The sequence below is a fragment of the Janthinobacterium sp. Ant5-2-1 genome, from assembly GCF_001445815.1.
Classification (GTDB): Bacteria; Pseudomonadota; Gammaproteobacteria; order Burkholderiales; family Burkholderiaceae_D; genus Janthinobacterium; species Janthinobacterium lividum_E.
This window is the reverse complement of sequence record NZ_LNCE01000054.1, coordinates 35909-47016: the sequence shown is the minus strand read 5'-3', so window position 1 is coordinate 47016 and position 11108 is coordinate 35909. Positions and strand designations below refer to the sequence as shown.

The window sequence follows — 11108 nt, the reverse complement described above, 5'->3', positions numbered from 1 at the left end:
GGACGGGCAGATACGGCTGCACGGCGCATCTTAGCAATACAGGCAACGGGCGCTTTCGATGGCGGCCTGGCGCGCCGTGAGCGGCGGCGCCAGGTCCGTGAAGTGGCCCGCCAATTCCTCGTTGGGCAGGGCGGGATGGGGCAAATAGTTCAAAGACTCGATCATCGCGTATTCCTCTTGTTATGTGCGGCCGGCTTGTGATTTGAAACCCTTACTTCATCTGGGGAAAAGCAAATTCCACACCAGCGCTTGCCGTGTTCGGCCAGCGCTGCATCACGGCCTTGTGGCGCGTGTAGAAACGCACGCCTTCGGGCCCATACGCGTGGTGGTCGCCGAACATGCTGCGCTTCCAGCCGCCGAAACTGTTGAAGGCCATCGGCACGGGCAAGGGGATATTGACGCCCACCATGCCGACCTGGATCTGGCGCACGAATTCGCGCGCCACGCCGCCATCGCGCGTGTAGATGGCCACGCCGTTGCCATACTCGTTGGCGTTGATCAGTTCCACAGCGTGCACCACGTCAGGACAGCGCAGCACGCACAGCACGGGGCCGAAAATTTCTTCCTTGTAGATGTTCATGTCGCGCGTGACGTGGTCGAACAAAGTACCGCCGACAAAGAAGCCGTTCTCGCGGCCCGGCACCACGTGGTTGCGGCCATCGACGACCAGAGTCGCCCCCTGCTCCACGCCCGAGGCGATGAGTTTTTCGATGCGCTGCTTGGCTGCCAAGGACACGACCGGTCCCATTTCCGCACCATCTTCCATGCCGTCGCGCACTTTCAGTGCGGCCGTGCGCGTTGCCAGTGCATCGATCAATTTGTCGCCCGCGTCGCCCACTGCCACCACGACGGAGATGGCCATGCAGCGTTCGCCCGCAGAACCATAGGCCGCGCCGATCAGCGCGTCGACCGTCATGTCCATATCCGCGTCGGGCATCACCACCATGTGATTTTTCGCGCCGCCCAGCGCTTGCACGCGCTTGCCGCTGGCGCTGCCGCGCGCATAGATGTATTCGGCAATCGGCGTGGAGCCGACAAAGCTGATCGCCTGCACCACGGGATGGTCGAGCAAGGCGTCGACCGTCACTTTATCTCCCTGCACCACGTTGAAGACGCCGTCGGGCAAGCCTGCTTCTTTCAGCAGTTTCGCGTGCAGCAAAGAGGCCGATGGATCGCGCTCGGATGGTTTCAAGACAAAGGTATTGCCGCAGGCGATGGCGACGGGGAACATCCACATCGGCACCATCACGGGGAAGTTGAATGGCGTGATGCCGGCCACCACACCGAGCGCCTGGCGCATGGACCAGGCGTCGATGCCGCGCGAAATCTGGTCCGTGAATTCGCCCTTCAGCAGTTGCGGAATACCGACGGCAAATTCCACCATTTCGATGCCGCGCGCCACTTCGCCCTGCGCATCGGCAAAGGTCTTGCCATGTTCGCGCGTGAGCATGGCGGCAAATTCGTCCGTGTGCTGCTGGCACAGCTGCAGGTAGCGGAACAGGACACGGGCACGCGTCAATGGCGGCGTGGCGGACCAGGAAGGAAAGGCGCCGGCCGCTGCCTGCACGGCTGCATCCACGTCTTCCACGGTACCCAGCGCGACCCGGGCCACGGGTTCGCCCAGGGCGGGGTTGTAAACGTCGCCGTAGCGGCCACTTTGGGTGTCGACTTTGGCGCCGTTGATGTAATGGGTGATGGTGTCGAGATCATTCATGTTGTTCCTTTTTAACCCCAAGGGCAGAGGCTGGGGTCAGACCCTCAATGCCGCTAACGCAAAAGTCGACGCTAATGGATGAGGGGGTCTGACCCCGGGTTTTGTTTGGGTTTGCCGTTCAATCGAGATTTTTTAGTACCTTGGCCAGCTTGCCGAACAGCTCGTCGACATGCTGTTTTTCCAGCACCAGCGGCGGCGACAGGGCGATGATGTCGCCCGTCGTGCGTATCAGCACGCCGTCGGCGAAGGCCTGCTTGAAGGCGTTGAAGGCGCGCGTGCCCGGTTTGCCGGCGATGGGGTCGAGTTCGATGCCTGCGATCAGGCCGATGCTGCGCAGGTCGATCACGTGCGGCAAGCCTTTCAGGGAATGCACGGCGTCGCTCCAATACGCCTGCATCGCTTTGGCGTGACCGAGGATGTCCTGTTCCTCGAACACTTGCAGTGTCGCCAGCGAGGCGGCGCAAGCGAGCGGGTGGCCGGAATACGTGTAGCCGTGGAACAGTTCGATGCCGGCCGGCGCGTCCATGAAGGCGTCGTGGATATACTTTTTGCTGAACACGGCGCCCATCGGCACCATGCCGTTGGTCAGCCCCTTGGCCGTCGTCATCAGGTCCGGCTCGACGTCGAAATAATCGGCCGCGAACGGCGTCGTCATGCGGCCGAAGCCCGTGATCACTTCATCGAAAATCAGGAGGATGCCGTGCTTGGTGCACAGTTCGCGCAAGCGTTTCAGGTAGCCTTTCGGCGGGATCAGCACGCCCGTGGAACCGGCCACCGGTTCGACGATGACGGCGGCAATCGTCGAGGCGTCGTGCAGGGCGACGATCCGTTCCAGTTCATCGGCCAGGTGGGTGCCGTATTCGGGCTCGCCCACCGTATAGGCGTTCTTGTCCAGGTTATGCGTGTGCGGCAGGTGATCCACGCCCGGCAGCAAGGGGCCGAAGGTCTTGCGGTTGCCGCCGATGCCGCCCACGGAAATGCCGCCGAAGCCCACGCCGTGGTAACCGCGTTCGCGGCCGATCAATCGGGTCCGTGCACCCTCGCCGCGCGCCCGGTGATAAGCCAGCGCGATCTTCAATGCCGTGTCGACGGCTTCGGAACCGGAGTTCGTATAGAACACGTGGCCAAATTTATGCCCCGTGTAATCCATCAGTTTTTCCGCCAGGTCGAAGGCGGCCGGATGGCCCATCTGGAAGGTGGGCGCGAAGTCGAGCTGGCCCACCATCTCGCGGATGGCGCCAACGATTTTCGGCTGCGCATGGCCGCACGGCACGCACCACAGGCCGGCCGTGCCATCAAGGATGGCGTTGCCATCGACGTCCTTGTAGTACATGCCTTCAGCCGACACCAGCAAGCGCGGGTTGGCCTTGAAATCACGGTTATTCGTAAACGGCATCCAGAATGCCGACATCGATTCTGGCCTTGTTTCGTTCATGACCTTCTCCTTGGGATGGGCTGGCGCGGGGCCAGGATCGTTTTTGACGATGCGTAAAATAATTTACCAGTTGGCAAAAAGCTGATGTAATAATAGACAGGCCATCCCCAATGGCACAGATACACAAACGGCAAAGTATCCCAACCGTACAGGTCGAAAAACCACTACAGTTTTGTGCAAGGCAGCATAAGGAGCCACCGTGAAGCACAGCGATAGCACAGACGATACCCCCGAGCAAGCAAGCGGCTGGCCCGTGCTGGACATCGACCGCCAGAAAAAGGGCGGCTTGGTCGAGCAGATCGTCATCGCCATCAGCGTCATGGTAGGCAGCCGCGCCCTGCGCATCGGCACGCGCATGCCGTCCGTGCGCCAGTTCGCCCGCTGCAATGGCGTGTCGACGTTTACCGTCGTCGAATCGTATGACCGCCTGGTCAACCTCGGCTTGCTGTCGTCGCGCCGCGGTTCCGGCTATTTCGTTGCGCGCCACGATATCGCCGCTACGCCACAAAGCACCGTACACGCGAGTCCCACCGCCATCGACGCCCTCACGCCCGATCTGTATTCGGGCGTGTCCGATGCCCTGCCCGTGGGCGCGGGCTGGCTGCCGCCCGAGATGTATGGCGAGGCGACCGTGCTCGACGCCGTGCGCCAGGCCATGCGCATACCCGCCAGCCGATTGCGCGGCTATGGCCACCCGCTCGGTTTTCCCTCGCTGCGCCAGCACCTGGCCGCCACCTTGTCGGAAGAGCTGTTCCAGGTGGAGCCGGACCAGGTCTTGCTGACGCATGGCGCCACGCATGCCTTCGATCTGATCCTGCGCAGCCTGACCAAGCCGGGCGACACGGTGCTGGTGGAAGACCCCGGCTACAGCAATCTGCAGTCGCTGATCCGCCACCACGGCTGCATCCCCGTCGGCATCAGCCGCGGAGAGGCGGGTCTCGATCTCGATGCGCTGGCCAGCGAGGCCGCGCGCACGCAGCCAAAACTGATGTTCGTCAACACGGTGCTGCAAAATCCGCTCGGCACATCCTTGAGCCAGACGCAGACGCACCGCCTGCTGGCACTGGCCGAGCAATTCGATTTCTGGCTGGTGGAAGACGATATCTACCGCGAACTGGCGGCGCGCGGCGACGCATCGCTGGCGGCCATGGACGGCTTGCGCCGCGTGATCCGCGTGGGCAGTTTTTCCAAGACCCTGTCGCCCGTGCTGCGCGTGGGCTCGATCTGCGCCTCGCCATCGCTGGTGGCGGAACTGGTGCGCGTAAAAATGCTGGCGGGGCTGACGACGTCGGAAATCAACGAGCGCGCCGTCTACCACGCCATCTCCGCGCGGCCCTACAAGCGCATGGTGGAACGGCTGGTGGCGCAACTCGATGCGGCCCGCGAGCGCAGTATCGACTGCCTGGCGCAGGCGGGCATGGCGCCCGTGGCGCGGCCCCGCGGCGGCATGTTCGTCAGCGCCGGCTGGCTCGACGTGCAGACGCCGGAATGGAATGGCAAGGTCATCGCCGACATGGCCTTGAAGGCGGGCATCCTGCTGTCGCCGAACGAATTTTTCATGCTACGCGCGCCCGAGACGGTGTGGTTCCGCTTCAACGTGGCCTACACCGATACTCCCGTGCTGCAGGCATTCCTGCAATCGATACGCCCACGCTAGAGAACCCGCCATGGCCAGCGACAAATCCCCTGCCCTTTCCGTGAAAAACGCCGGCGGCCGGCGCCTGCAAAACCGCGACCGCCTGGAAGCGGACATCCTCGAGCAAGCCGTGCGCGCGTTCGCGGAAAGCGGCTATGAAGGCGCGTCGATCGCCACCATCGCCGAACGGGCCGGCCTGTCGAAGCAAAACCTGATGTATTACTTCCCGTCCAAGCAGCTGCTGTACCAGCGCGTGCTCGACGACGTGCTCGACGACTGGCTGGCGCGCATGGACATGCTGGCCAATGCACACGACGAGCCGCGCGACGTGCTGCGCGCCTACATCGGCGCCAAGCTACGCTTTTCGCGCGAGCAGCCGTGGGCATCGCGCGTGTATGCGCTGGAAGTGATCAACGGCGCGCCCCTGTACGGCGCGCAGATACGCGAAAGAGTCGTGCCCCTGCTGCGCAAGGATATCGCCGTCTTCGAAGCGTGGATCGCCGCCGGCAGGATCGCGCCCGTCAACGCCACGCACCTGATGTTCGCCATCTGGGCCATGACGCAATCGTATGCGGATTTTTCAACGCAGATGGCCCTGGTGCTGGAACGCAAGCAGCTCACGCGCAAGGATTACGAGGACGCGGAAATCCTGATCGCGCACATGGTGCTGGCGGCCGTGTCCATGCCGCCGGCAGGCGAAAAAAAACCGCCTTGAAAGGCGGTTTCCTGAACAGCGCAAACGTTACGCTGCCGTCTTGTTCTTGCGGCGACGCGCCATGAAGCCAACCAGGCCCAGGCCGGCCAGCAGCATCGCATAGGTTTCCGGTTCCGGCACGGCCGACACATAACCGGCCACGTTGGTGGCGTTGAAATAATGGTTGGCGTTGACCTGGATGTTCGAGGCCCAGTTATCCACCACCACGCTGCCATTGATCTGGCCATTGCCACCGGCCAGGGTCGCCAGCGGCGCCAGGACGCTGCCGTACAGGCCCACGCCGTTCAAGGTGATCGTCTTCGCTTCATAGAAGTTGTACAGCACATTGTATTTGCTGAAATCGCCATAGCCGCCGGACAGGTTCACATTCGTGCCGCTGATATTGAGGATCAGGGTGTCGTTCGTGTGCAGGTTGCTGAACTTGAAGTTGTTCACCCCGCCCAGAGCTGCGGAAGTCAGGTCGAACACTTGCACGCTGCCCGTGCCACCCTTCAGGGTCATGCCGCCGTAAGCCACGGAGTTGCTGCCCGTGGCCGCCACTTTGGCCAGCGAGGTCGACGTATTTTTCAGCTGTGCCGAGGTGGAGGCAAACGATACGGGCGACGCCGTCGTCTTGCTCGCCGTGTTCAGGCCCACGCTGCTCGTCGTCGTGCTGCCGCCCACAAAGTAATTGCCGTTCTTGATCGAACCGGAGCTGTAGTTCAGGTTGCCGCCAACGACCAGCGCATAGCCCGTATTGCCGTGCGTGACGTAGGCGTCCTTGTTCTTGTCATTGACCGAATAGTTCGATGCCGTCAAATTACCGGCCACCAGCACGCCGCCTTCGACATCGCTGCCGGACGCGCTGAAGTTGCTCAAGGAATACAAATTGGCGCCACCGATGCCCAAATCGACAACACCGGCTTGCGCGGCGCCGGCGGCGAACACGGCCGACAGAACGAGAACGAATGATGATTTAGGCATGATTGACATTTTATTTCCAAAAAGAAAATTAACTTGACGCCAGAATATCATATCCATCGACTTTGATATGTCGCAAATCAACAACTTTTGTAACAATAATGCAAACATAATTGCATAATTGAAATCATTCCTCTATCGCTGCCCGGGGAACGTTCAAACCATCCGGATGACGCTTTGAACAGACGGGCAAACAGCTGTCTGTTCTGCACTTTCAATATTGCTTAGAAGCGCAGCCAACTTGGTGATACGATCGCGGCAGCGCCAGACCAGGCCGCACCACAGAGTACGAAATCATAAGGATGAAGCACGCATGAAACGATTGTCCCTAGGCGCACTGATGCTGGCATATGCCTGCGGCGCGCACGCCGATGTGTTTAACATGATCGACAACCAGCCCCTCAGCGAAACCTGGCTCAACGCGGGCTTTTACTCGTATCACTTTCAGCGCGACAAGGACCTGAACGACAGCAATCCGGGCCTGGGCGCCGAATACCGCTTTTCCACGGTCGCCTCGGTCACGGCTGGCCGCTTCTACAATAGCGACCGCGCCTACTCGAACTACCTGGGCGTGTACTACCAGCCGATCAAGGTGGGCCCGCTGCGCATCGGCGCCGTCGTTGGCGGCTTCAGCGGCTATCCGAAGATGCGCGATGGCGGCTGGTTCCCGGCCCTGGTCCCCACCATCAGCTATGAATACCAGCGCGTGGGCGTGAACATCGCCATCGTGCCGTCCTACAAGGACCGCCTGTATGGCGCCCTCAGTTTCCAGCTGAAACTCAAGGTGTTCGACTAACCGCTTGTCCCTGTCTATGGCCGTTCGGTCCGTCATTCCTGCCATTCGTCGCATACGCGATACCTGGCAGCACCGTTTTGCCTATAGTGGCTTCATCGCCAGCATGCATACGGCAGCGGCAACCACACGACAGGAGAACGGCATGAAAGACATCAATTCGGCACCGGGCAGCACTTCCTTCAGCGCTTTCTGGAACGAGCTGTGCGCTTACACGCGCCAGGGCATGGCTGCCTTGCGCGCCATGCCCTGGCCCATGCTGCTGGCGTGCTGCTTGGGCCTGGCGTTCGTGATCACCATCTTGCCGCTGGCCATCATGCTGTTTGCCCTCGTCATGCTGCTGAAATGGGCAAGCAACAGCGACGATGCCGGTACAGACGAGAAAGCCTCGGGCTCGCAGCAGTCGCCGCAATAAAAATTTGCGTCGTGGCAAGAGTGCAATGATGGTTCTATGGCACTATGGACGGGAGCAGCACTGATGGGCGTCAAACCCATCCCACAGGATGGTCTTAATACGGAACGCCACGCAGTATCCATGATCGAAGCTACTCCCCCATAGCCATAGGAGTTTTCTGATGACCACGACAGCAAAAGCGACAGCAGCGACGACCATTCCCTGCCTGCGCTATCGCGACGCGCCCGCCGCCATCGAGTGGCTATGCAAGGCGCTCGGTTTTGAAAAACAATTGATCGTGCCTGACGGCAACGGTGGCGTCGCTCATGCGCAGCTGAGCTTTGGCAATGGCATGGTCATGGTCGCGCCCGCCATCGACAGCGACTATGGCCGCCTGATGAAACTGCCTGGCGACATCGGCGGCGCCAACACGCAAAGCTGCTACCTGGTCGTCAGCGATGCCGATGCCGTCTACCGCAGCGCGCGCGAAGCCGGCGCCGAGATCGTGCTCGACATCAAGGATGAAGATTACGGCGGACGGGGCTTTACCTGCCGCGACCCGGAAGGCCATATCTGGAGCCTGGGTACCTACGATCCATGGTAAAACGGAGAACAATGATTATCAGCACCCTCACCGCCGCCAGCCTTGCGCTGATCGGCGGTTTCCTGTCCGCTCCCGTCCTCGTCGACGAACACCTCAACCGCATCCATCCCCCGTCCGGCAAGGCGCCATCGGCAGCCACTGTGGCCCTGCACGAGAGCCTGTGGATCGCCGACCTGCACGCGGACAGCCTGCTGTGGCAACGCAACCTGAACCGCGACAGCCAGCGCGGGCATGTCGACTTTCCGCGCCTGCAGCGCGCCAACGTGGCGCTGCAAGCCTTTTCCGTCGTCACCAAGACGCCGCGCAAGATGAATATCGAACACAATGGCAGCGACACGGACAACATCACGGCGCTGGTGGTGGCGCAAGGCTTGCCGCCCGCCACCTGGAACAGCCTGCTGGCGCGCGCCACCTACCAGGCCGACGAGCTGCGCCAGCAAGCGGCCAGGAGCGATGGCAAGGTCCGCGTCATCGGCAGCCGCACCCAGTTGCGCAGCTTCATCGCCGCGCGCGAAAAAGACCCCGCCTTGCTGGCCGGCTGGCTGACTCTGGAAGGCGCGCATGCGCTGGAAGGCAAGCTGGATAATCTCGATACCTTGTACCGGGCCGGCTATCGCATGGCCGCGCCCACGCATTTTTTCGACACGGAAATCTCTGGCTCTCAGCACGGCTTGAAGAAAGGCGGCCTGACGCCGCTGGGCAAGCAATGGCTGCGCGCCATGGAGCAGCGCAAGATGATCGTCGACCTGGCGCACGCGTCGCCGGCCACCATCGACGACGTGCTGACGATGGCGAAACGCCCCGTGATGGTGTCGCACACGGGCGTGCGCGGCACGTGCGCCAACGGCCGCAACCTGAGCGACGCACAGCTCAAACACATCGCGGCTCAGGGTGGCCTGGTGGGCATCGGTTTCTGGAATACGGCCGTGTGCGGCAAGGACGTGGCGTCCATCGCGCGCGCCATCCAGTACACGGTCAAACTGATCGGCGCCGAACACGTGGCCTATGGTTCGGACTTCGATGGCGCCGTCACCACAGCCATCGATGCGACGGGCTTGCCACGCTTGACGCAAGCGCTGCTCGACGCGGGCCTGTCGGAAGCGCAGATCCGCCGCGTGGCCGGCGAAAACGTGCGCGATTTCTTGCTGAAAAACCTGCCGGACGATGACGCCTAAGCCAAGGCGCTGATCAAGTCCTGGCTCGCCACCTGGCGCGGCCGGATGCGTATCAGCTTGCGGTACAGCGGCGGCATCGACTCGCACAGCGCCAGCAGCGCGTCTTCCTCCATGGCCGGACGCACGTACTGGAACTGCGCGGGATTATTCTCCGGCAGCGCTCCCTCCATCGTGGAGCCGTAGGCGCCCAGGGTCATGAAACTGGCGGCGCCGTCGTCCGGGCCGATGGCCAGCACGAAGGTGCCGTGCTTGGGATGGGCCAGATAGCTCTTGATGTCTTCCTGCAGCGCGGGCTGGGCGCCAGCCATCAATTCATAGCGCAATTGCGCGTACTGGCGCGTGCATTCCATGAACGGCGTGCGGATGACCGATTGCGACACTTTTCCGGGCATGCATAGCAGCAGGTTGCCGAAGGAATCGAGCAAGGCGGCAGCGTCGCCCTGTCCGCCATCGCGCACGTCCTGCTCCATGGCCGCCTGCAGGAATGGCGCCAGGCCCGCATCGGGCGCATGCGGTTCGCAACGGTAAGTCAGGGCGTCCGGATAGCGGCGGCGCAGGGCGCGCACCACGGCATGCTCGGACGGCAAGGTGGCGGGATCGCGCAGGGGCACGTCGTCGCCCGCGTTCAGCAGCTGCATCACCTGCGCCGATGTCGACTCGAACACGAGCGAACACAGTGCTTGCGTCGCCTCGTGGATGCTCTTGCCGATGAAAAAAGATTTGGGTGCGGCGCCGGAAGGCAGGCGCGCATATTCGGTTGCGCCGCGCACGGCCGGGTAGCAAAAGCTGCGGCCGGCCTGCGCCCGCAGCGGCGCCGGCAAGGCCGTGAACGTGGCGCTGCCATCGTAATTGATGCCGGCCTTGACGTCGGGCGCGGCCACCACCACGTTGAAACCGGCCGCCAGAATCGCCCCCGTGCACATGCAGCACGGGTCGAGCGACGTGACGATGGTCAGTTCCCCCGGCGGCGGCAAGGGCACGCCCTTGGCCCGCTCGGCGAAGTACCAGTCCACCAGCTGGCGCTCGCCATGCGCCGTGGGGTCGAACACCAGACCCTGGCGCACGACGTTGTTGTGCATCGATTGCAGCACGTTGCCGGCGCCGTCGAGCAGCACGCCGCCCACGCCGAACGTGCCCTGCGTCTTGGCCGCCATGGCTTCGGCCGCGGCAATCGCCACGGCGGCCTGGATGTCTATCGTCTTGTTCAAGCGGATCCTGTTACTTCATGTCCAGGTCGGAATTGCCGAAGCCGTGCGGCAGCAGCCAGCCCGCCGTCACTTCCATGACATCGTTTTTCAGGTTCGTCAGGATGACCGGCAAATCGGCGCCGCCCATCTCGAAGATCACCTGGCGGCAGGCGCCGCATGGAGAGATCGGTTCAGCCGTGTCGCCCGTCACCGCCAGCTTGGCGAAGTCGCCCGGTTTGCAGCCATGCGCGATGGCGCTGAAAAATGCCGTGCGCTCGGCGCAGTTACACAGGCCATACGCGGCGTTTTCCACGTTACAGCCACGGAAGACGCGGCCATCCTTGCACAGCAGCGCCGCGCCTACCTTGAAACGCGAGTATGGCGCGTAGGCCAGCTCACGGCCGGCATTGGCTTCGGCGATCAGTTCTTGGTTGTTCATTTTTTCTGTCATACCTTTGAAATCATTAAGGTCGGGGTCAGACCCTCAACACCGCC

The 11108-nt window shown here is 62.3% G+C and carries 12 protein-coding genes; 6 read left to right on the top strand and 6 right to left on the bottom strand.

Going from position 1 to position 11108, the window contains the following annotated elements; translation table 11 throughout:
* Positions 1-30: 30 nt before the first annotated feature.
* The 3 genes from ASN89_RS29710 to ASN89_RS18020 all read right to left on the bottom strand — a co-directional run bounded on the left by ASN89_RS29710 (position 31) and on the right by ASN89_RS18020 (position 3149).
* On the bottom strand, positions 31-165 hold the full coding sequence (locus ASN89_RS29710) for a hypothetical protein (protein WP_268766392.1): 135 nt from the start codon (positions 163-165) through the stop codon (positions 31-33).
* A gap of 46 nt (positions 166-211) precedes the next feature.
* Positions 212-1714 carry a CoA-acylating methylmalonate-semialdehyde dehydrogenase gene (locus ASN89_RS18025; RefSeq protein ID WP_058050236.1) on the bottom strand — a complete coding sequence of 501 codons (1503 nt, stop codon included), beginning with the start codon at positions 1712-1714 and terminating at the stop codon, positions 212-214.
* Positions 1715-1832: 118 nt separating this feature from the next.
* The gene (locus ASN89_RS18020) at positions 1833-3149 is read right to left on the bottom strand and encodes an aspartate aminotransferase family protein (protein WP_046685473.1); all 1317 of its coding nucleotides are present in this window, start codon (positions 3147-3149) and stop codon (positions 1833-1835) included.
* Between the two features lie 199 nt (positions 3150-3348).
* Between ASN89_RS18020 and ASN89_RS18015 the strand changes: the two genes are divergently transcribed.
* Entirely contained in the window at positions 3349-4806 is a 1458-nt protein-coding gene (locus tag ASN89_RS18015) for a PLP-dependent aminotransferase family protein (protein ID WP_058050235.1), read from the top strand.
* 10 nt (positions 4807-4816) lie between these two features.
* Complete coding sequence (locus ASN89_RS18010; protein WP_058050234.1) at positions 4817-5500, top strand: TetR/AcrR family transcriptional regulator; 684 nt, start codon at positions 4817-4819, stop codon at positions 5498-5500.
* A gap of 27 nt (positions 5501-5527) precedes the next feature.
* On the opposite strand, the gene ASN89_RS18005 is transcribed toward ASN89_RS18010, so the two are convergent.
* A complete protein-coding gene (locus ASN89_RS18005; protein ID WP_082654633.1) occupies positions 5528-6463 on the bottom strand; it encodes a choice-of-anchor A family protein in 936 nt (311 codons plus the stop codon).
* 310 nt (positions 6464-6773) lie between these two features.
* On the opposite strand from ASN89_RS18005, the gene ASN89_RS18000 reads away from it, so the two are divergent.
* The 4 genes from ASN89_RS18000 (at position 6774) to ASN89_RS17985 (ending at position 9426) form a co-directional block, all read left to right on the top strand.
* Positions 6774-7256, top strand: coding sequence for a hypothetical protein (locus tag ASN89_RS18000; RefSeq protein WP_046685476.1), 483 nt, complete (start codon positions 6774-6776; stop codon positions 7254-7256).
* Positions 7257-7398: 142 nt separating this feature from the next.
* Positions 7399-7668: a hypothetical protein gene (locus ASN89_RS17995; RefSeq protein WP_046685477.1), complete on the top strand. Its 270-nt coding sequence runs from the start codon at positions 7399-7401 to the stop codon at positions 7666-7668.
* A 160-nt stretch (positions 7669-7828) separates the two neighbouring features.
* A complete protein-coding gene (locus ASN89_RS17990) occupies positions 7829-8251 on the top strand; it encodes a VOC family protein (RefSeq protein ID WP_034754561.1) in 423 nt (140 codons plus the stop codon).
* Positions 8252-8262: 11 nt separating this feature from the next.
* On the top strand, positions 8263-9426 hold the full coding sequence (locus ASN89_RS17985; protein ID WP_152988607.1) for a dipeptidase: 1164 nt from the start codon (positions 8263-8265) through the stop codon (positions 9424-9426).
* Here ASN89_RS17985 and ASN89_RS17980 read toward each other — a convergent pair.
* Complete coding sequence (locus tag ASN89_RS17980; protein ID WP_200969070.1) at positions 9423-10640, bottom strand: nucleoside deaminase; 1218 nt, start codon at positions 10638-10640, stop codon at positions 9423-9425. The genes ASN89_RS17985 and ASN89_RS17980 overlap by 4 nt on opposite strands.
* Before the next feature lie 4 nt (positions 10641-10644).
* Positions 10645-11052 carry a cytidine deaminase gene (locus ASN89_RS17975; RefSeq protein ID WP_034754695.1) on the bottom strand — a complete coding sequence of 136 codons (408 nt, stop codon included), beginning with the start codon at positions 11050-11052 and terminating at the stop codon, positions 10645-10647.
* Positions 11053-11108 lie beyond the last annotated feature (56 nt).

Coding starts and splice junctions, on each gene's coding strand:
- ASN89_RS29710 (WP_268766392.1), bottom strand. CDS start 165: ATGATCGAGTCTTTGAACTATTTGCCCCATCCCGCCCTGCCCAACGAG.
- ASN89_RS18025 (WP_058050236.1), bottom strand. CDS start 1,714: ATGAATGATCTCGACACCATCACCCATTACATCAACGGCGCCAAAGTC.
- ASN89_RS18020 (WP_046685473.1), bottom strand. CDS start 3,149: ATGAACGAAACAAGGCCAGAATCGATGTCGGCATTCTGGATGCCGTTT.
- ASN89_RS18010 (WP_058050234.1), top strand. CDS start 4,817: ATGGCCAGCGACAAATCCCCTGCCCTTTCCGTGAAAAACGCCGGCGGC.
- ASN89_RS18005 (WP_082654633.1), bottom strand. CDS start 6,463: ATGCCTAAATCATCATTCGTTCTCGTTCTGTCGGCCGTGTTCGCCGCC.
- ASN89_RS18000 (WP_046685476.1), top strand. CDS start 6,774: ATGAAACGATTGTCCCTAGGCGCACTGATGCTGGCATATGCCTGCGGC.
- ASN89_RS17995 (WP_046685477.1), top strand. CDS start 7,399: ATGAAAGACATCAATTCGGCACCGGGCAGCACTTCCTTCAGCGCTTTC.
- ASN89_RS17990 (WP_034754561.1), top strand. CDS start 7,829: ATGACCACGACAGCAAAAGCGACAGCAGCGACGACCATTCCCTGCCTG.
- ASN89_RS17985 (WP_152988607.1), top strand. CDS start 8,263: ATGATTATCAGCACCCTCACCGCCGCCAGCCTTGCGCTGATCGGCGGT.
- ASN89_RS17975 (WP_034754695.1), bottom strand. CDS start 11,052: ATGAACAACCAAGAACTGATCGCCGAAGCCAATGCCGGCCGTGAGCTG.